The organism is Robertmurraya dakarensis (genome assembly GCF_900156875.1).
Classification (GTDB): Bacteria; Bacillota; Bacilli; order Bacillales; family Cytobacillaceae; genus Robertmurraya; species Robertmurraya dakarensis.
The window spans coordinates 986891-1006375 of the sequence record NZ_LT707408.1 but is presented as its reverse complement, the minus strand read 5'-3'; the positions used below and the strand labels follow the sequence as shown (position 1 = coordinate 1006375).

Genomic DNA, 19485 nt, shown 5'->3' with positions numbered 1-19485 from the left:
GAACTGTAATTAATTCTTTTATTGCCTTTGCTCACTTACGCTGCTTCCCGGATTTAATCCATGTTCCATACAAGTTTGATAGACTTTCGCCATTGCCTGAAGACGGTCATTAACCGTTAGTTTTTGAAAAATTCGTGTGATATGATTCTTAACTGTATGCTCACTTATAAATAAGCTATCGGAAATTTCCTTATTATTAAGACCTTTTACAATCAGCTCGAATACATCCATTTCCCTTATTGATAGAGAACAAGACTCTTTCAGATGATGTAATGCTATATCCATAATGTCTTTATTATCTTCAAGGCTGCTGCCTTCTAGCAGCGATGGATTGTCAGCCTCTATTTTCCTACCTGACTCTTTAGCTTCTAAAAGGGTTCTATCGTTATTTTTTCTGTCATTATCTTTAAGCTGACTTTCAAGTAGGAAAGATTCGAATTCATTTGCAGGAACAGGCGGACTAAATAGATATCCTTGAATAATAGAGCAATTATGTTTACGCAGCATATTTAATTGTTCATCTGTTTCGACACCTTCAGCAATCACGGACATATTTAAACTATGAGCTAGTGAAATAATGGTTGAAATTAACAGTGAACTTTCTTTTGAGCCTGATGATAAATCTCTTATAAACGATTTATCAATCTTAATTGTATTGATTGGGAAGCGTCTTAAGTAACTAAGTGAAGAGTAACCCGTTCCAAAGTCATCCATGCTTATCACAATCCCGAGTTTTTTAAGCTTATTTAATGCGTTACTAACAGTACTCTCATTTCCCATTAAGACAGTCTCTGTTATTTCAATTTCTAATACTTCAGGTTCGACACCCACCTCGCTTATGATGTTTTCAATGATACTGATAAGATCTTTTTGCAGGAATTGCTGTGCAGAGAAATTAACAGCAATTCGGATAGGATTTAATCCTTTTTGTTGCCAGACCTTACTTTGTTTTAAAGCTGTCCTCAGTACCCATTCACCAATAGCAACAATCTGACCAGTTTCCTCTGCCAAAGAAATGAATTCCGAAGGTAAAAGTGTCCCCCAGCCAGGGTGTTCCCAGCGTATCAATGCCTCAGCACTTGGAATATCTCCTGTTTCGATATTCACTCTAGGTTGAAAGACAAGCGAAAACTCTTCTCGTTCAATGGCTTTTCGCAATTCATTTTGCAAAATAAACGATCGATAAGATCTAATATCCATGCCTGAGTGATAGACTTTATACTGATTCTTCCCTTGTTCCTTAGCCCGATATAACGCAGCATCCGCACTCTTTGATATACTTAGCGCATCTTCCCCATCATAAGGAAAAACACTAATTCCTATACAAGTCGTAATAAATAATTCATATTGATCCACATAAAAGGGCTTTTTAAACTCTTCTAGAATCATTTCAGCCGTTTCTAAAGCTTTCTCCCTGTCAGTATTCGGCAGCAAGATCGTAAATTCATCGCCGCCAATACGGGAAACAAAATCGGTCTCGTCCACGGTTGCAGATAATCTTTGCGCAATGCCCTGCAGGACCTTATCCCCGATGAAATGACCGAGAGAATCATTAATATATTTAAAACGGTCCATATCGACATACATAATAGAAAGAGGCTGGTTAGATTCTCTAGCGGCATGAATCATTTCATTCAAAACATGATTAAAAAAACGTCTATTTGGCAGTTCTGTTAATCCATCATGGTACGCCATATGAGAAATTTTTTCTTGATATTGTTTCTGTTTTGTAATGTCTCGAATCGTACATGCGATGATAAAACGGTCCTGTACAATTCTTTTCCCAATTTGAATTTCAGCAGGGAATGTTGTTCCATCCCTTCTAGTAACGACCACTTCATTTAAGTTGTCATACCCAAGCGAATGTTCTAGATTATTAATCGAAGCTAGAACATGATGGATAAAATCCTTTGATGCATGATTTTTAAACAGCATCGAAATATTGCTGCCTATAATGCTGTTTTCATCATAGAGAAACATCCTCTCAACCGAAGGGTTCACTTTCATAATTTCCCCTTCTTGGTCAATGATCAGCATAGAATCAAGCGATGTCTCGTTAATAACATTTGCCAGCGCTTCTGAAACTCGTAATTCGCTAGTGATGTCAGAGAGCTTCTCATAGGCAGTCTCTAATTCCTTTTTCTTTTCAGATAAGTTCTGAGCCTGTTGAATCAGCATCTGATTCATTTTATACAATTGAACGAATCCATCTACTTTTGCTTTTAAAATAATCGGATCAAACGGTTTAAGAATATAGTCAATCGCACCAATAGAATAGCCGGTAAATATATGCTCTGATTCCAGACTATTTGCTGTAATGAAAAGTATTGGAGTATTTTTTGTCTTTTCACGCGCCTTTATAATTTTAGCTGTATGAAATCCATCCATACCAGGCATCTGAACATCTAATAATACCGCAGCAAATTCATACTTAAGTAAAAATTTTAATGCCTCTTCACCCGATGAAGCTTTGATTAAATGGTATTCTTCTCTTTCAATAATAGCTTCCAGTGCTAATAGATTTTCTGCTCTGTCATCCACTAGTAGAATATTAATCTTTTCATCGCTGCTCAAAATAATAGGTACACTCCTTTATACAACCTAATTTCACCGGTGTGTCTTTTTCTTATATAAGAAAAAGACTACATAAAATGCAGCCTTAAATAAACAACAATCCTGTTTATTTTCCGGCAGCCCGACTGTCATAGCCCTTCTGGACTTTAGACTCGAAGCTTTGCGTCCTTACCTTTCGATAAGTTTGCCTTTTTCACTATGTTCATAGGGTTAATTATATTCTACTATAAAATGCTCATATATTATGTATTACATAGAAATTTTATTAGCAAATTTATACCAGCTATCTTCTATGATAATTAAGCCAAATGGATCATGGCTTTCCTTGAATTTCCTAAATAAAACTTTCGCGTATCCATGTTTCTAAACCAGAAAAAGCGAGTGTAATTCATTTTTCGAATTTACACTCGCCTTGTCGTGCTCAACTCATTATTCGGGTAGTAAAATATTTACGATTTCCTCTATTGCTTTGTCAGCCCATTCCTCAAGTACGACTTTTTCTGTTGCAGCAATTGGGTGAGGAATAATTACAAACGGATAATCTGGAATTCCTTGTGAAACTGCCATCGCTTGGCTAGAAGCTATAAATGGTTCAGTATTCACAACTGCAGTAGGTACACCTAACTTTTCCATAATAATTCCATCGAGCAAACTGCCCGAGCTGCAGGACCCTCAGTCACCGATGCCTGAAATGATAAAATCACATTGACTTGCTATTCTTTTTGCTTCAGCTTCATCAATTCCATGAGAAAACGAAGGCTTTTTATATGCATTGACTTCCTTCACGTTATAGTGTTTCTTTAACTTTTCTCCAATGAAGTTTAGGACATGATCAGAATTTTTCTTTCCGTTATCAATGATCGTGACAATGCTTCCTTCCAATGACTTACCTCTTTTTGCCATCTTTAATTCCTTCAAGCTCGGCCCGCTAGTCGGGTTATATACTGTAATTCCCATATATTCACCTCTATATTTTTTACCGCCAATAAACTATTGGCATTAGCAGTCTGCTCATGTAAAACCTGTTGCAACTGCAATCGATTTTGTTATAGCCCTGGACAGTTTTGAGCTAAACCAACCAGGCATACACGCTGAAAAACGCCCAGCTTCTCCTCCAGCCACGGTTAAAAGGATCTGCTCCGGAGATGAAACAACTTTCTTAAACTTTTGATCATCACCATCTTGAATCTGCTCTTCTATTAATCCACCATTCTTCATATCAGCAACAGATCGCTTTGCATGCTGAAATAGATATTGCTGAACGGATTCCTTTGTCCATCCCTGTTCTTTTAAGTCTTTATAATGCTCTGGACATATAGTAACAGCCATCTCTGTGTCGCTGGCCATATGAAAGGATCCTAACGCTGACATTCGGTCAACTAGTGTTCGCAAAATATTCTCTGCTTTTAAAGCACCATGATTTTGGAATTGATTAGGTCCTTCACATGCAAATACCGTAACAGTGCTATCATTTTTATCAAACCCGCGTTGTACATGTAATGGTGTCCATTCTGTCTCCTTTTCAGCAAAGCAGAAACTGTATTTACCTGGATGCCCCAATGTTGATCGGTCAAACTCAGGCGAACCGCCAGCATTCATTAATAAAAGCCGGACGGCTCTGCCAATGGTAGCGTTTGCACGATTCCCCGGACCAAAGGCATTTTCCCCATCATTCATTCCAATTTGCTTGGCAATGGGTCCATTCACTATGATCATGATAGCTGCTCCATGCGTACTTGCCGTAGGTCCGTGAGCACCAAACTTTGGATCAGTGATTGCTTGAACAGCAGCCATTACAACTGGAAAATACCCAGGTAAACAGCCAGCCATCACAGCATTAATAGCGATAATTTCAGCTGTAAAAGCACGGTCACGTTCAGGAATAGATCCGACTACCGTATCAGGTGACATATTAACACTTTCTAACATTGCTTGTATTTTTTCTCCTGTCGGAGGTACAACCGGCAGACCATCTGTCCACCCTTTTTGAAAATAATATTCAATTGCTTCTAATGCGTCCTTCATCTCAATTTTTTCTGCAGAAAAGCTCATACTTTCACCCCTTTCACTTTTCTCTTACCATAAAATATATATTCGACTGTCGGGGTTGTATACCTTCTTGTTTTTTCGATTCAAGATCGTTTTAACATGACAAAAAAAGCATCAATTCCTAACGCTTTAAGGAATTGATGCTTTTGCGATGACCTGTGAGGGACTTGAACCCCCGACCCCCACCCTGTCAAGGTGATGCTCTCCCAACTGAGCTAACAGATCGTATTTACTAAGTACAAATTTAATTATACTTATTTTATGTAAGAAGTCAAGGTAATATATAAAAATTATCAGTATCTTCAATTGGAAACAAAAAACAGAACAAACGTTTGTGTATCTGTGGTATAAAGAACGTATGTTTGTATATAATAGTAAAAACTAAACAAAGTTGGTGAACATAAATGATTAAACTTCTGCAGCGATCTATAAATGAAAAAATACCTTTAGAGATGATGTATCTCTCATCCCGAAATCAAATTACCCATCGCAAAGTGTTAATTCATGAAATAAAAGGTTCCTCCTTTCGGGCCTACTGTTATGTAAGGAAACAACCTCGACTATTTTCTATCGAAAATGTGCTAGCCTTATCGGTACCTGGTACCAGAGAAAGACAGTTTTCTGCAAATTGTGTGTATGGGATGGACATGGATGTGATGGCAAGCCAATAAAGAAGTTCTCACCTAACAGGTGAGAACTTCTTTTTGATCATCTTTATGTTTAATTAGCCGTCTGCGGTTTAGCTGTGTCTTTTCTTTTGATTACATATTGAAGTGCAACTAAGACAATAAAGACAACTAAGCCGATGATGTCCGAGGCTCCTTCTGGATAAATTAGTAAGAGACCTCCAACAATACCTGCAATACGTTCAAACCAGTATAGCTTTCTCACCCAATAGCCAATGACACCTGCTCCGATCGCCATCATTCCTGCCAGCGCAGTAAAGACGACCCATATGAGGTAGGTCCAGGTTGTATCGATCATGAGCAATTCAGGTGAAAGCACAAACATATATGGAATAATAAAGGCCGCAATGGCGAGCTTCGCTGAATTAACACCTGTCTTAATCGGTTCACCGCCCGACACCCCTGCGGCAGCAAATGCTGCAAGTGCAACCGGTGGTGTGATATCAGCAATAATTCCAAAATAGAATACAAATAAATGAGCTGACAGATCAGGCACTCCTAGCAAAATAATTGCTGGAGCAGCAATGGTTGATGTGATAACATAGTTTGCTGTCGTTGGTGAGCCCATTCCTAAAACAATAGCTGCTACCATTGTCAGCATTAACGTTGGAATCAATACTCCTCCTGCCAAATCTAATAACCCATTTGCAAGCTTTAAACCAAGACCTGTTTTCGTCACTACCCCAACAATGATCCCTGCAGCAGCAGTAGCGGCAGCTACTCCTAGAGCAGTACGCGCACCGTCTACCAGTGCTTCAATCATCCCTCTGAAACCAATTCGTGTTTCTTTTCGAATCGCACTGACTAATATTGTGATGACAATCGACCATAATGCGGCACGAGTGACACTCATCCCCGACATAAGCAAGACGATAACAGCTAGAATCGGTGTTAACAGATAAATCTTTTTCAGTACTTCTTTACGATTAGGCATTTCTTCCTTCGTTAAGCCGCGCAGCCCAATCCGTTTTGCTTCAAAATGAGTCATAATCCAAATTCCTGCAAAATACAAGAGAGCTGGAATGGCAGCTGCTTTTGCGATTTCCCAATAGGTCACACCGCCAATAAACTCAACCATTAAGAATGCCGCTGCACCCATAATTGGAGGCATTAACTGTCCCCCAGTTGAAGCAGCAGCCTCAACGGCACCAGCAAATTCTTTTTTGTAGCCAAGCTTTTTCATCATCGGAATCGTAAACGACCCTGATGTTACCACGTTTGCTACAGAACTTCCGCTAATTGTTCCTTGAAGTGCACTGGAAAAAATAGCAACCTTAGCAGGTCCTCCTGTAGCTTTACCTGCTAAAGATACAGCCAAGTCATTGAAATATTGTCCTACACCAGTTTTCACAAGAAATGAGCCAAATAATAGGAACAAGAAAATAAATGTGGCCGATACTCCCAGCGGGGTCCCTAGTATCCCTTCAGTTGTGAAAAACATCGTTTGGATAAGACGTTCTAATGACAATCCGCGGTGTGCCAAGAACCCAGGCATTTGCTGTCCAAAGATGGCATACAGTAGAAACAGTGCGGCAATAATCGTGATCGGCATGCCAACAGCACGTCTTGTTGCCTCGAGGACCAGAAGCACCGCTAGTAATCCAATGTAAAAATCAACTTGTGTGATCACACCTGCACGCATCACCAGTTCATCAATCATCATCGGCCAGTATGCACCAACTACCACCGACGCGATGGCTAAGATAATGTCATACCATGCAGGCTTGTGTTTGACCCCTCGGTCCTTTTTTCGAGCAGGAAATAATAAGAAAATTAATGATAGCGCAAAACCTAAATGGATAGACCGCTGTAATTGCGCTGTAAGCATACCAAAGATGCCCGTATATAATTGAAATAACGAAAAAGATAAAAGACCTAGAAAAACAATCCAGCCTAATATACCAGTCAGCTTTCTCGTCCCTGCTTCGGGGTCATATTTTTCTAATAATTTCTGCTGTTCTTCTTGAGATAACGTTTCCCCATTATTGCTCAAGGATATTCACTCCCTTCAACTGTTGAAAGAAATTAAGTTTAACAATTTTAATGCGCACCCATGTGCCCGGTTCCATATACTCTGATAGCGCGTATTCACGATTCTTATAGATTACAGTATGATTAGCTACAACCTGGCCGATTCGCAGATCAAAGAATGGGAAAATACGCTTCATATTTTTTATATAGTACTTCCCATCTTTTTGCTCAAATATTTCACCCTCTGAGGCATTAGAAGGCATACCTATTCCATAGTCCTCATACATAAGTTCATACTGCTGTATTTGTTCATCCTTTGTAACGACATAGCTTTCTACTACATCAGAAAGATGGATAGAATGAATATATTTAATTTTAAATTTGTGTTCCTCCGAAAAGGGGATATAGGCAAGAATCTGCTCAGTATTTTGATATTCAAATACTAAGGCATGCTTAAAAGGGATGAATGCAAGGATGATGAATAAAGCCACGAGGGGTACCAAAAAGATAATCGTGTAACGCTTTTTCTTTTTCATTTAAACCCCGCCTAGAAATTGGTGTTTACTATTTTCTATTAATTGAGAAAAAAAGCCTCTATTAAAGGAATTTGACCGGCGTAAATACCTAATTCAGGTCTTACAGCCGGTCATATTTTTTGTGGTTATACCGCAAATTTATTGTGCAGGAGTAATACCTTTTTCATCATAGTATTTTTGTGCACCTGGATGAATGTCGATTCCAACTCCATTTACTGCATTTTCAGCTTTAATTACTTCACCTTTAGCATGTGTTACTTTATCAAGGTTTTCAAAGATAGCCTTTGTAATTTCGTAAACAACATCTTCTGAAAGTGAATCAGTAACTACTAGCATCGCTTGAACTGCTACAGTTGTTACTGCTTCTTCTAATCCATATGTTCCAGCAGGAACTTCGTCTTTAACATAATAAGGATATTTTTCGATTAAAGCATCAATTTTTTCTTGTGTAATCGGTACAATCACAACATCTTCCGTAGCAGATAGTCCTTCAACAGATCCAGTTGGTGTACCTGCTGTAACGAATGCTGCATCGATGTTTCCATCTTGAATTCCCGCAGTAGACTCATCGAATGAAAGGTCTTGCTTTTCAATATCATCTAATGTTAAGCCGTGGATTTCTAAAATCTGTTCTGCGTTTGCCGCTGTGCCAGACCCTGGAGCACCAATAGATACTTTCTTACCTTTTAAATCTTCTACAGATGTGATTCCTGAATCTGCAGTTGTTACAATTTGGATTGTTTCTGGATATAAAGTACCAATTGCTTGAACATTCTCAACTGCATTGCCTTCAAACATTAATTTACCTTCTTTAGCATATGAAGCAATATCTGTTTGGCTGAATGCAATCTCTGCGTCACCATTTTTTAATGTCGTCATGTTTTCTGCAGAAGCACCTGATGTTTCAGCTGTTGTTTGAATACCTGTAGCATCAGTAACCATGTTAGCAAATGAACCGCCAAGTGGATAATATGTACCACCTGTACCGCCAGTTACAATACTAAGAAAATCTGGTTTTTCAGCAGTTTCTTCAGTACCTTCTGCTTCTCCACCGCCATTATCTGTGTTGGTGCCTTCCTCAGTTTCTGAACCGCCTCCACAAGCTGCCAAAAACATAGAAAGCGCTAGCAAAAGAGCAGTTACGAGAAGAAAATGTTTCTTTTTCATACTTTTTCCCCCTTTAAATTAATCTATTTGACCGTTATTAATTTTATACAAGTCTATAGTTAAATGTCAAATATTATGACTAATTACATATATTATGTTTTTTTCCTCAAAATCCCATTACATGCCATTTGTGGGAACGTATGCTAAAATTTTAACAGACCATTTATCTAAAACTTGGAGGGATGAATATGCCATTTCCAAAAGGCAGTATTAATGACAACAGTTTGTACAGCAAAGAATTAGATGAGGACATCCCTTTTCTTGTGTATCTTCCTGCTGCCTTTACGCCGCTAAAGAAATATAATCTTCTAATTGCTCAGGATGGACGGGATTATTTCCAGTTCGGCAGAATCGGGCGTGTGGCCGATGAGCTAATCTATAAAAATGAAATGGATGATGTGATTATCATTGGGGTCCCCTATAAAGATGTTCAGGACCGCAGAAAAAAGTATCATCCAAACGGAAGCCAAAATGATGCTTACATCCGCTTTTTAGCTCATGAACTAGTGCCCTTTTTAGATGAGCAATACCCAACTTATCAAATGGGAGGAGGACGTGCTTTAATAGGTGATTCCTTAGCTGCGACAGTATCTCTTATGACAGCACTTCGATACCCTAATACTTTCGGGAAAGTGATATTACAATCCCCTTTTATTAATGAAAAAGTCTTAGAAATGATTGAGGATTTTGATCAACCGCATTTAATCTCCATCTATCATACAATTGGGAAAGAAGAAACTGAAGTGAAGACAACCAATAATAGCATAGAAGATTTTCTTTCACCAAACCGAGAAGCGAATGTGGTTATCGAAAGCAAGGCTTTTCCTTATTTTTATGAGGAAATGGACGGAAATCACACTTGGAAATACTGGCAGCCAGATTTAAAACGTATTTTAAAAAAGATGATTTCAGTAAAATAGCTAGCGTTAGTATAAACTCTTCCCTTTGTTAAGAATGCTCCCTGTACATTTGGGGTAAACAAATATAGGATGAATCGCTTTCCAAATCCATATACAATATATTTAGAAAATTTGATATAATAACGATTAACTATTATCAGATTCAAGAAGTAAATTGTAAATAAAACAGGAGGTTACGCTATGAAATATGGAATTGTCATTTTTCCAACAAAACAATTACAAGATTTAGCTAACTCTTACCGAAAAAGGTATGACCCCCATTATTCCTTAATTCCACCCCATATCACTTTAGCTAATTCATTTGAAGCTGGGGAAATTGACGGGAAAGAAATAGCTAAAAAGTGTAATTTGGCAGCAAAAACAATTGAGCCTTTCCAAATACATGTAACCAAGTATAGTTCATTTCAGCCGGTTAACAACGTCATTTATATGAAAATTGAACCAACAAAGGAAATTATCAATTTACATGAGTCCATTTATGAATCATTAGGAGGTCAAAACCCTGAATATAATTTTGTTCCACATATTACTGTAGGGCAAAAGCTTTCAAATGATGAACACTCTGATGTATATGGTTCTTTAAAATTACAGCAGGTTGATCATTACGAATTAGTTGACCGTTTCCATCTGCTGTATCAATTAGAAAATGGCTCATGGACCGTATTTGAAACATTTCGACTTGGAAAGGAATCATAAAATTGGAAGTTAAAATCGTAGAAAATCAACAAGAATTAGAGGATGCTTTTTTCGTAAGAAAGATCGTATTCGTTGAGGAACAAAATGTACCGCCTGAAGAAGAAATTGACGAGCTAGAAAATGAAGCAAAGCACTTTGTAGCCTATGATCATAATGAACCAATTGGTGCGGGACGTTTCAGAGTGGTAGAAGGCGCAGGGAAAGTAGAAAGAATTTGTGTGCTTAAAGATAAGCGTAGTACAGGGGCAGGAAAAGCCATTATGATGAAGATTGAGGAATACGCAAAAGAAACAGGAATAGAAAAGTTAAAATTAAATGCACAAACTCACGCGATCCCATTTTATACCAACCTTGGCTATGATGTGGTATCGGATGAATTTTTAGATGCTGGAATCCCGCATAAGACGATGGTTAAAAATATATATGAAGTTAAAAGAACTTGATCGCGTGATCAAGTTCTTTTGTTTTTTGATTTCATCAATATTCTAATTAGAGAAAGACCATACTAGGACTAGATGTATTATACAAAAGTGGGGATTAAGTACAATGGATTTTTTCGAGATTCTGATTGAATTGGTTTTTGGCTTCTTTGCTCTTCTGCTCTTAACGAAAATGTTAGGAAGAACACAAATCACTCAAATTACTGCGTTTGACTTTATTTCAGCCATTGTTTTAGGGGAATTGGTTGGTAATGCCCTATACGATAATGAGACTGGAATCGGCAAAGTCCTTTTTGCAGTTGCAATTTGGGGATTACTGATTTTCAGCACGGAGATGATTACTCAGAAATCAAGGAAGTTTAGAAGAGTGCTGGAGGGAGAACCTTCCATTGTGATACGCAAAGGGAAGATTGACTATAAGATCTTAAAAGGAGCGCATCTTGATTTAAACCAGCTGCAGCATTTATTAAGATCGAAGGACATCTTTTCCGTGACAGAATGTGAATATGCTATTTTAGAGACGGACGGTAAGCTAAGCGTATTAAAGAAACCCAATTTTGCCTCTGTTACGGCGGCAGATTTAAACCTCCCTTTAAATTCCGTAACCTTGCCTGTCACAGTCGTACTCGATGGGGAAATACTATTTGATAATTTAAAGATGATCAATTGGGATACAACAAAATTATTATCAGAACTGAAATCTAACGGAGTACATTCCGTAAAAGAAGTTCTATATGCAGAGTGGCAGGAAGGAAAACCATTACATGTGCAAAAGCATTAAGCTTTTCCTTCTCTGCATATGTTTAAACTGACTCATTAAAAAGTGCTCCCTTCCCTGTAACCTCACTGTAAATTTTATCGATGACTTTCTGAGTCTTTACTTTTTTTATTCCAGCTTTATTTTTATGATTCGTTTTCGTTCTGCTCTCTTCCCGTTTAAGCATGATTGAATGATTTCCATTTGATAATGCCTTTGTCGGGTCAATAGGTACAAAACGAAACGGATCATATTTCTGATTGACCTCTCTCTCTGCATATTGACTGTATTGGTAGTTTGGAACTGGAGCAATATAACCCATTTTCCACACCTCCATCGTTTCGATACTAAAAGGTAAATACAAACATTTCGTTAATTTCCCTTTAGTATATGTATTCGTTTTGATATCATTGTTTTTGTCTTATCTTTTTAAAGGGGATATAGTATGAAAACAGTGATATACAACAAGGAACGCATTCATATCAATAGATTACATAGAGAAAAGTATCAAGAACTTTATTTGGCAGGAAAAAAAGGAAATCTTCACTGCCCTGTTTGTGGAGAAAAAGTGCGTTTGTATTTAGGTATCGAGAAACAGCCTCATTTTTACCATATAATTAAAAATGATACAGCTTGTCAGGATGAGCTAGAAAACGTTGCGAATGAAGAAACTAAAGTGAAAACTGAGTATGTTGAACGAAACGGTTTTAAAATGCCTGTCTCCCGTTCAATCACGGCCGCTCCTCAACCAGAAGCCTTTAAACAAGCTAAGCATGTTAAGGAAATTCCGGCCTTTGAGGAGGAAACCAAACCCAGTCCACCTAAAGAAGGTACACCTTATATTCAACTGCTAGAAGAACATGCTATTAAATTAGATCAAAGTCAGCTAAAGGCTGTTACCAATACGGCTGGCCCCATGCTTGTCGTTGCAGGTGCTGGAAGCGGGAAGACTCGTGTATTGACAACCAGAACGGCCTTTATTCTAACTGAACATGATATCGATCCAAGGACAATCATGCTAGTCACCTTTACTGCAAAAGCTGCAACCGAAATGAAGAATAGACTGATGTCTTATCCAAACCTGAAAAACTCACAAGTTCAACAGCTCGTCGCTGGAACGTTTCACAGTATCTTTTATCGAATACTATTTTTCCATAATCGTGAAAAGTGGCATTCTGAAAAATTATTAAAAAAAGATTGGCAGAAGGAGTTAATCCTTAAAGATGGTGGGAAAGAGCTGAATTTGGATGAAAAAGAGTTTGCTTATGACCTTGCGCTGCAGCAAATTGGCTTTTGGAAAAACTCCTTAATTCTTCCAAAGCATGTCCGGCCAACTTCATCTTGGGAAGAAAAAGTTGCTCATCTTTATAATTATTACGAGCAAATGAAATTAAAACAGACAATGTTTGACTTTGATGATATGCTTATTGGATGCTTTCAACTCTTTCAGGAAAACCCTAACCTTCTAGAAACATATCAAAATCGCTTTCAATACTTTCTCATAGACGAGTTTCAAGATATTAATAAAGTACAGTACCAATTAATTAAGATGCTGGGAGCAAAATCGAAGAATATATGTGCGGTTGGGGATGATGATCAATCTATTTATTCATTTCGAGGCAGCGACCCCAATTACCTGCTTCAATTCGAAAAAGATTTTCCAAATGCTGAGGTTGTCATCTTAAATGAAAATTACCGCTCATCACATGAAATTGTAACGACTGCTAACAGAATTATTACGAAAAATAAAGTGCGCAGAGATAAAAAAATGACTGCACAGTTCTCAAACAAGAAACCACCTTTAATGTTCCACCCCTATGACGAGGAAGAAGAAGCCACCATGATCGTAAATGATATCCAGGAAAAGATTGAAAGCGGATATCAGCCAAGTGATTTTGCTATTCTTTTTCGAATCAATACGGGCAGTCGGGCTATCTTCGAAAGACTGACGAATTCGAGTCTCCCATTCAAGATTGACTTGGATATTGAACCGTTTTATGAGCGATTTCTTGTAAAGGGCATGCTGTCATTCTTGAGGCTTTCACTAAATGAAGATGACCATCATGCGGTCCGTGCCATTCTTCCAGCTTTATTTGTAAAACAAAGCATTTTGCAGGACATAAAAGCGGAAAGCATTCTTAATGATTGCTCCATCCTTGAATGTCTCAGTACAGCAAAGACTGGGTATGCGTTTCAAGAACGAAAACTTAAAAAGCTGCTTCCTGTTATTCGTTCTTTACAGAACCTCCCCCCTGTTGATGCAATTGAAAAAATTGAAAAAGACTTGGGCTTTGGAGATTTTATCAAAAAACGGGGCAATGAGGGAAATAAACTTGATAAAGGTTCTGATGACATTCGTGACTTAAAGGTAGCTGCTAAAGGGTTCTCTTCTATTTTAGAGTTTCTTGATCATGTCGATCATATGACAGCCATGAACAAAGAAATAAAAAGCGCACGGAAAACAGAAGAAAATGTAATCACTTTAAGCACGATTCACCGTTCAAAGGGTTTAGAATACAAGATTGTTTACTTGATTGGCTGTGTGGATGGAAGTATCCCTCATGATTATGCTCTTGATTCCTACAGAAATGGCGATTCAGCACCTCTTGAGGAAGAAAGACGATTACTGTACGTCGCCTTAACACGCTCTATGGAGCAGATTTATATCTCGATTCCTGAACGAAGAAGAGGAAAAAAAGCTCATCCATCAAGATTTTTAACACCCATTAACCAAACTCGAATGTCTGCCACTGAAAAAAGTCGCTTGATTTAACATAAGCGACTTTTCTCAGTTTATTTTTTATTAAGCATTTTAGAAATCGTAGAAAAGTCCAGCTGCTTTCCATCTTTAACAATTGATTCGACAATTTTATTTTCCATCTCTTTTGTTACAGGTTTATTGGCAATTTGAGATACTCTTCTGATTACATTTCTGACAGTTTTCTCGTCACTAAAATTTGCTCCTTGCAGTGAGTTGGCTAAGTCAAACACATCTTTCATATTGACGCCCGTTTTCTTTTCAATATTTTTAAAGAATTGATTATCCATAATTAGAACTGTTCCTCCCTTTTCAAGCTACTTTCATTCTATGAAAACAGCAAGAAAAGGTGATTTCTCGGATAGACCTTCTAAAAAAACCAATCATTGTCCATTAGCCATTTGTCACTCTAAAAGCAAAAGAAGCAGTAATTCACATTGTCTGTGAAGTTCTGCTTCTTTTTTTCTAATTACTTTCCTTTAAAGACAGGCTTTCTCTTTTCCTTAAACGCCGTAACGCCTTCCTTATGATCTTCTGTTAAGTTCATAAGCGGCTGCGAAATGCGTTCCATTTCTAGAACCTCTTCCAAAGTGGCCGTTACTGCACGGTTGATGATCTTTTTCTGTACGCCATGGGCTCTGCTTGGGCCATTAGCTAACTTTTGGGCAAGCTTTCGTACTTCTTCGTCTAAATTCTCTTGAGGGACAATCTCGTTAACCACTCCCAGCTGGTACATTCTCTCTACTGGAATCGGCTCCGCGCTGAAGTAAAATTGTTTCGCTAAATAAGGACCGATTAATTTTGTAAGGTGGTATGAACCCCCTCCGTCAGAAATAAGTCCGACTTGTGCGAAACTTAAAGCGAACTTGCTTCCCCCTGCTGCTAAAATTAAATCCGCTGCAAGCGCCAAACTTGAACCAGCACCAGCTGCATATCCATGAACAACCGCAACGATTGGTTTCTCAGTGTCTCTCATCGTTAAAATACATTCGTTGAGTCTTGCGATAAAATCGTATGTGTTGATTGGTCCGCCTGAACCCATACTTTTCACATCACCGCCTGCGCAAAAAGCTCTTCCCGCACCCCTAATGACAATCGCTCTAATTTCTGGATTTGTCCGAGCTTCCTTAATAGCATTTGTAATTCCTAAAATCATGTCGGCACTGAAAGCATTTAGACTTTCTGGTCTATTTAACGTTAATGTTAAAACCGATTCCGAAATATCCACTAATAAATCTTGACTCATGATAACCACTCCATTTTTATAAATTTTTTAATCTTTATAGATTCAGATATATATAGAATTATTTAATATACCAGCCGCCGTCACAAAGTGCATCCGTACCTGTCATGTATGATGCTTCTTCAGATGCTAAGAAAGCAATAATATTAGCAATTTCCTCAGGCTTGGCAACTCTTCCTAATGCTGTCTTCTTCTCAACAAGCTGCTTAAACTTTTCGTTTTGAAGGCCTCCTTCAGTAAGAGGAGTCTCAACGAATCCTGGAGATACAGAGTTTGCCCTAATACCATGTGGAGCCAACTCTAGAGCTAAAGCTTTTGTGAAACTAATAACTCCCGCCTTAGATGTACTATAAGGAACAAACTGAGCTCCTGCTTTATACCCCGACAATGATGCTACGTTAACAATTGACCGATTTTGTGATCCCTGATCCCTTTCAGCACCCTCGACCATAATACGGCCTAGTTTTTGACAGATTAAAAATACGCTTTTTAAGTTAAGATCATGGGCATGGTCCCATATCTCTTCACTTGCTTCTAAAATTTTTCCATTTGCGGAACCTCCAGCATTGTTAATTATTACATGAAGGTCACCAAACTGTTCTTTTACGTAATCGGCCATTTCCTGAATATCGCCAGGATCTTTTACATCTGCAGTAAAGACCTCTGCCATCGGGATTTTTTTCGTCTCATTAATTTCGCTTGCTACAGCTTCTAATTTTGACCTAGTACGACCAACTAGTATAACCTTAGCTCCTTCATTAGCTAATCGAACAGCTGTTGCTTTCCCAATTCCACTTCCTGCTCCTGTTATTAAAGCAATACTGTCATTAAAACGCATGTATTACACCCCTAAATTTATAATTTTTATCATCCCAACATGATCGGCAAATCGCAGGTAACAGCTTCTTTTTTTACATCTACTAAACTATTAATATCTCTCTTCTTGATGATTGAAAATTGAAAAAATTATTGATGGATAAGTGATTGAGTTAAACCTTCGTACAAATACTCCGGTATGCTGGTACTCTTTTGAGTTTCAAAATCAAAAATGACAACAACTGCATGCCCCTTGGCGATGGGCTTCCCTGTTTGAGCATCAACCATCATGTTCTCAAGTGTAAAACTTTTTGATCCGATTTTTTTTACAAACGTCTGGATTTTAATACTTTGATTAAAGAAAGCTTGACTAAGAAAATCACAACCTACAGATGCTACAACAAAGTTCCAGTTCTTACTCTTATCTTCAATTTTATAACCAAGATCCTCAAAAAATCGAATTCTTGCTTCCTCCATGTATTGAAAATAGCTTGCATTGTTAACATGGCCTAATGCATCTGTTTCACAAAAACGTACCCTAACTTCAATTTCATGCATACTCTACACCCCAACATAAAAATCATTCTACCCCTATACCTCTGAGAACCATCTCAACAAATATTTCAGAGACTTCTTGATCAGAGATGTCACCAAATGGTTGAAACCAATAATAGCTCCAATTGGTCATTCCTAAAATGCCAAACGTTACGATTGAAGGATTCAAATCCGAACGAAACTCTCCTTTATAGATTCCATCGCGAATAATCTCCTCCATGTTGTAGCGAAACTGGTCCCTCTTAGGAATAATTTTCGAAACGCTTTCATCTTTTAAATTCTGGAGCTCCCTATTAAATATTTTTGCACTGGAACCTTGCTTTTTAATACTTTTAATCAACATAAAAATAATGTCATAAAGCTTTGATTTGCAGCTTTTTTCTTCATCAGACAGTATTACTTCCTGATGTCTGAGCAGCTCATTTATGAACTGGAGATGGATATCCATTAGTAATTCTTCCTTGCTGGAAAAATAATAATAGAACGTTCCCTTCGTTACACCGAGTGATTCAACAATATCTTGAATGGATGTTTCCTTGAACCCTTTTTTTTCAAATAATTGGATGCTGCTTTCCGTTATTTTTTGCTTCACAACATAATCCTCACAATCTTAGAATATTGTCTGGGAATATGTCAGAGGAAACATTAAGCGTTTGTTCCACCGTCTACAACAATTACATCACCCGTTACGAAATTGGAAGCATTTGAAGCTAAAAATAGAGCTACACCCTTCATGTCATCATCAGTACCAAAACGGCCTAATGGAGTTTTTTCAAGGAAGTAATCTTTTCCCTTTTCAATTAATACTCTAGATATTTTCGTAGGGAATACTCCTGGGGCAATCGCATTAACATTAATATTATGTCTTCCCCATTTAACAGCCAAATCTTTTGTAAATGTGATGACTGCTCCCTTACTGGTATTGTATCCCAGTGCATCCATAACTTTCGGGTCTGAACCACCTAAGCCTGCTACAGAAGCAATGTTAATAATTTTTCCCGACTTTTGTTTAATCATATGTTTTCCTGCTGCTTGACTCATTAAGAATGTACCGGTCACATTGACGTTCATTACCTTTTCCCAAGCTTCTAACGGCATTTCTTCAGCTGGAGCGCCCCAAGTAGCACCACTGTTGTTAACCAGAATATCAATTCTTCCAAATTTTTCTATCGTTTGATCCACGACATTTTGTACATCTTCTCGATTCGCAACATCACATTTAAGTGCCAATGCTTGAACCCCTAAGCTTCTCAGCTTCTCTGCTACTTCTTCACACGCTTCAACTTTACGTGAGCAAACCACCACATTTGCACCTGCTTCAGCGAATCCTACAGCAATCGTTTCTCCCAGGCCTCTGCCTCCTCCAGTTACAATGGCAGTCTTTCCAGTTAAATCAAACAGTTCTTTAACGTGCATAAATCCCCCTGCTTTCTATATTCATTTCTTAAATGATAAATCCATAAAGCCTATGTAACTTTAACTTTGCTGTTGTTTTTTTATTAACTAACCGGTTAGTATGTTCATTAACTTAATTATAAGTATACAGGCTCTATTAAATTATTCAATAACTATTTAGAAAATTCATAAAAATATGAATTATACATATTTATGGTTATAAATTAAAAAATGCCGTCTCCTAATGGAAACGACATTTTTTTGATCTTTAATTATTAGTTGTAGAAACTAGCTCCAACAATAATTAATAAAATAAACAACACAACGATCAATACGAAAGTTGAACCTCCGTAAGAACCGCCACCACCGTAGCCATAGCCGCCATAACCGCAGCCGCCAAATCCAAAGCCCATATCATCAGTCACCTCACTTTATATGGTTTCATTACAACATATGTGAGGCAGCTCCATAATGTTTGGGCAGGCATCCTTAAAGGCTGCGGCATTCTATGTAAATGATTCTTTCCTATCATTATCCTTTTGGTTTAAAAAGGAGTGCACCGATGAACGCGAATACAATCGCTGCTGAGATTCCAGAACTTGTTACTTCAAACATCCCCGTTAAAACTCCTATTAGCCCATGCTGCTCTGCTTCCTGCATAGCACCATGTGTCAATGTGTAGCCAAAGTTTGTGATTGGCACAGTAGCACCAGCACCAGCGAAATCTGCAAGAGGTTCATACAGACCAAACCCTTCTAAAATCGCTCCTATTACAACAAATAAACTTAATGTATGTCCTGGAGTCAATTTTGCAACATCAAATAACAATTGTCCAATTACGCAAAAGAGCCCCCCAACCACAAAAGCCCAAAAAAACATTGGTAACATTCATAACCCCTCCTAATCTTTCCAATGTCTTATA

20 protein-coding genes, 1 tRNA gene and 1 riboswitch are annotated in these 19485 nt (G+C 37.9%); of the genes, 5 read left to right on the top strand and 16 right to left on the bottom strand.

Annotation, left to right across the window (positions count from 1 at the left end; all coding sequences use genetic code 11):
- Positions 1-18: 18 nt before the first annotated feature.
- The 7 genes from CZ487_RS06075 to CZ487_RS06035 all read right to left on the bottom strand — a co-directional run bounded on the left by CZ487_RS06075 (position 19) and on the right by CZ487_RS06035 (position 8983).
- A complete protein-coding gene (locus tag CZ487_RS06075; protein ID WP_077211235.1) occupies positions 19-2574 on the bottom strand; it encodes an EAL domain-containing protein in 2556 nt (851 codons plus the stop codon).
- A 112-nt stretch (positions 2575-2686) separates the two neighbouring features.
- Positions 2687-2773, bottom strand: a riboswitch (cyclic di-GMP riboswitch).
- 230 nt (positions 2774-3003) lie between these two features.
- Positions 3004-3531 carry a UGSC family (seleno)protein gene (locus tag CZ487_RS27855; protein ID WP_273701393.1) on the bottom strand — a complete coding sequence of 176 codons (528 nt, stop codon included), beginning with the start codon at positions 3529-3531 and terminating at the stop codon, positions 3004-3006.
- Between the two features lie 54 nt (positions 3532-3585).
- A complete protein-coding gene (locus CZ487_RS06060) occupies positions 3586-4626 on the bottom strand; it encodes a hypothetical protein (RefSeq protein ID WP_077211232.1) in 1041 nt (346 codons plus the stop codon).
- A 149-nt stretch (positions 4627-4775) separates the two neighbouring features.
- A tRNA-Val gene (locus CZ487_RS06055) sits at positions 4776-4848 on the bottom strand.
- Positions 4849-5343: 495 nt separating this feature from the next.
- On the bottom strand, positions 5344-7302 hold the full coding sequence (locus CZ487_RS06045; protein WP_077211230.1) for a TRAP transporter permease: 1959 nt from the start codon (positions 7300-7302) through the stop codon (positions 5344-5346).
- Complete coding sequence (locus CZ487_RS06040) at positions 7292-7816, bottom strand: DUF1850 domain-containing protein (RefSeq protein ID WP_077211229.1); 525 nt, start codon at positions 7814-7816, stop codon at positions 7292-7294. Before CZ487_RS06040 ends, CZ487_RS06045 begins: the two co-directional genes overlap by 11 nt.
- A 138-nt stretch (positions 7817-7954) precedes the next feature.
- Positions 7955-8983 (bottom strand): TAXI family TRAP transporter solute-binding subunit, encoded by a 1029-nt coding sequence (locus CZ487_RS06035; RefSeq protein WP_077211228.1) that lies wholly within the window; start codon positions 8981-8983, stop codon positions 7955-7957.
- Positions 8984-9171: 188 nt separating this feature from the next.
- Here CZ487_RS06035 and CZ487_RS06030 point away from each other — a divergent pair, with 188 nt between their 5' ends.
- From CZ487_RS06030 to CZ487_RS06015, 4 genes are all read left to right on the top strand, one after another.
- Positions 9172-9903 carry an alpha/beta hydrolase gene (locus CZ487_RS06030; RefSeq protein WP_077211227.1) on the top strand — a complete coding sequence of 244 codons (732 nt, stop codon included), beginning with the start codon at positions 9172-9174 and terminating at the stop codon, positions 9901-9903.
- A 180-nt stretch (positions 9904-10083) separates the two neighbouring features.
- Complete coding sequence (locus tag CZ487_RS06025; protein ID WP_077211226.1) at positions 10084-10599, top strand: YjcG family protein; 516 nt, start codon at positions 10084-10086, stop codon at positions 10597-10599.
- A gap of 2 nt (positions 10600-10601) precedes the next feature.
- A complete protein-coding gene (locus CZ487_RS06020) occupies positions 10602-11042 on the top strand; it encodes a GNAT family N-acetyltransferase (protein WP_077211225.1) in 441 nt (146 codons plus the stop codon).
- Positions 11043-11145: 103 nt separating this feature from the next.
- A complete protein-coding gene (locus CZ487_RS06015; RefSeq protein ID WP_077211224.1) occupies positions 11146-11820 on the top strand; it encodes a DUF421 domain-containing protein in 675 nt (224 codons plus the stop codon).
- Between the two features lie 22 nt (positions 11821-11842).
- Here the strand turns inward: CZ487_RS06015 and CZ487_RS06010 are convergent, their stop codons facing one another.
- A complete protein-coding gene (locus CZ487_RS06010; protein WP_077211223.1) occupies positions 11843-12118 on the bottom strand; it encodes a hypothetical protein in 276 nt (91 codons plus the stop codon).
- Between the two features lie 123 nt (positions 12119-12241).
- On the opposite strand from CZ487_RS06010, the gene CZ487_RS06005 reads away from it, so the two are divergent.
- Complete coding sequence (locus CZ487_RS06005; protein ID WP_077211222.1) at positions 12242-14569, top strand: UvrD-helicase domain-containing protein; 2328 nt, start codon at positions 12242-12244, stop codon at positions 14567-14569.
- A 20-nt stretch (positions 14570-14589) separates the two neighbouring features.
- Here the strand turns inward: CZ487_RS06005 and spoVIF are convergent, their stop codons facing one another.
- The 8 genes from spoVIF to spoVAE all read right to left on the bottom strand — a co-directional run bounded on the left by spoVIF (position 14590) and on the right by spoVAE (position 19451).
- Positions 14590-14844, bottom strand: a complete 255-nt coding sequence (gene spoVIF, locus CZ487_RS06000; RefSeq protein ID WP_077211221.1) for a sporulation-specific transcription regulator SpoVIF — start codon at positions 14842-14844, stop codon at positions 14590-14592.
- A 179-nt stretch (positions 14845-15023) separates the two neighbouring features.
- A complete protein-coding gene (locus CZ487_RS05995) occupies positions 15024-15803 on the bottom strand; it encodes an enoyl-CoA hydratase/isomerase family protein (protein WP_077211882.1) in 780 nt (259 codons plus the stop codon).
- Between the two features lie 55 nt (positions 15804-15858).
- Complete coding sequence (locus tag CZ487_RS05990) at positions 15859-16635, bottom strand: SDR family NAD(P)-dependent oxidoreductase (protein WP_077211220.1); 777 nt, start codon at positions 16633-16635, stop codon at positions 15859-15861.
- Positions 16636-16763: 128 nt separating this feature from the next.
- The gene (locus CZ487_RS05985) at positions 16764-17171 is read right to left on the bottom strand and encodes an acyl-CoA thioesterase (RefSeq protein ID WP_077211219.1); all 408 of its coding nucleotides are present in this window, start codon (positions 17169-17171) and stop codon (positions 16764-16766) included.
- A 22-nt stretch (positions 17172-17193) separates the two neighbouring features.
- Positions 17194-17760, bottom strand: a complete 567-nt coding sequence (locus tag CZ487_RS05980) for a TetR/AcrR family transcriptional regulator (protein ID WP_077211218.1) — start codon at positions 17758-17760, stop codon at positions 17194-17196.
- A 53-nt stretch (positions 17761-17813) separates the two neighbouring features.
- Positions 17814-18584 (bottom strand): SDR family oxidoreductase, encoded by a 771-nt coding sequence (locus tag CZ487_RS05975; protein ID WP_077211217.1) that lies wholly within the window; start codon positions 18582-18584, stop codon positions 17814-17816.
- Between the two features lie 254 nt (positions 18585-18838).
- On the bottom strand, positions 18839-18976 hold the full coding sequence (locus tag CZ487_RS05970; RefSeq protein WP_077211216.1) for a YjcZ family sporulation protein: 138 nt from the start codon (positions 18974-18976) through the stop codon (positions 18839-18841).
- 118 nt (positions 18977-19094) lie between these two features.
- Positions 19095-19451 (bottom strand): stage V sporulation protein AE, encoded by a 357-nt coding sequence (gene spoVAE / locus CZ487_RS05965; RefSeq protein ID WP_077211215.1) that lies wholly within the window; start codon positions 19449-19451, stop codon positions 19095-19097.
- Between the last annotated feature and the right edge of the window lie 34 nt (positions 19452-19485).

What these genes read in the sequence shown, in the direction of transcription:
- CZ487_RS06060 (WP_077211232.1), bottom strand. Translation starts at nt 4,626, where the DNA reads ATGAGCTTTTCTGCAGAAAAAATTGAGATGAAGGACGCATTAGAAGCA.
- CZ487_RS06040 (WP_077211229.1), bottom strand. Translation starts at nt 7,816, where the DNA reads ATGAAAAAGAAAAAGCGTTACACGATTATCTTTTTGGTACCCCTCGTG.
- CZ487_RS06035 (WP_077211228.1), bottom strand. Translation starts at nt 8,983, where the DNA reads ATGAAAAAGAAACATTTTCTTCTCGTAACTGCTCTTTTGCTAGCGCTT.
- CZ487_RS06030 (WP_077211227.1), top strand. Translation starts at nt 9,172, where the DNA reads ATGCCATTTCCAAAAGGCAGTATTAATGACAACAGTTTGTACAGCAAA.
- CZ487_RS06025 (WP_077211226.1), top strand. Translation starts at nt 10,084, where the DNA reads ATGAAATATGGAATTGTCATTTTTCCAACAAAACAATTACAAGATTTA.
- CZ487_RS06015 (WP_077211224.1), top strand. Translation starts at nt 11,146, where the DNA reads ATGGATTTTTTCGAGATTCTGATTGAATTGGTTTTTGGCTTCTTTGCT.
- CZ487_RS06010 (WP_077211223.1), bottom strand. Translation starts at nt 12,118, where the DNA reads ATGGGTTATATTGCTCCAGTTCCAAACTACCAATACAGTCAATATGCA.
- CZ487_RS06005 (WP_077211222.1), top strand. Translation starts at nt 12,242, where the DNA reads ATGAAAACAGTGATATACAACAAGGAACGCATTCATATCAATAGATTA.
- spoVIF (WP_077211221.1), bottom strand. Translation starts at nt 14,844, where the DNA reads ATGGATAATCAATTCTTTAAAAATATTGAAAAGAAAACGGGCGTCAAT.
- CZ487_RS05990 (WP_077211220.1), bottom strand. Translation starts at nt 16,635, where the DNA reads ATGCGTTTTAATGACAGTATTGCTTTAATAACAGGAGCAGGAAGTGGA.
- CZ487_RS05985 (WP_077211219.1), bottom strand. Translation starts at nt 17,171, where the DNA reads ATGCATGAAATTGAAGTTAGGGTACGTTTTTGTGAAACAGATGCATTA.
- CZ487_RS05975 (WP_077211217.1), bottom strand. Translation starts at nt 18,584, where the DNA reads ATGCACGTTAAAGAACTGTTTGATTTAACTGGAAAGACTGCCATTGTA.
- CZ487_RS05970 (WP_077211216.1), bottom strand. Translation starts at nt 18,976, where the DNA reads ATGGGCTTTGGATTTGGCGGCTGCGGTTATGGCGGCTATGGCTACGGT.
- spoVAE (WP_077211215.1), bottom strand. Translation starts at nt 19,451, where the DNA reads ATGTTACCAATGTTTTTTTGGGCTTTTGTGGTTGGGGGGCTCTTTTGC.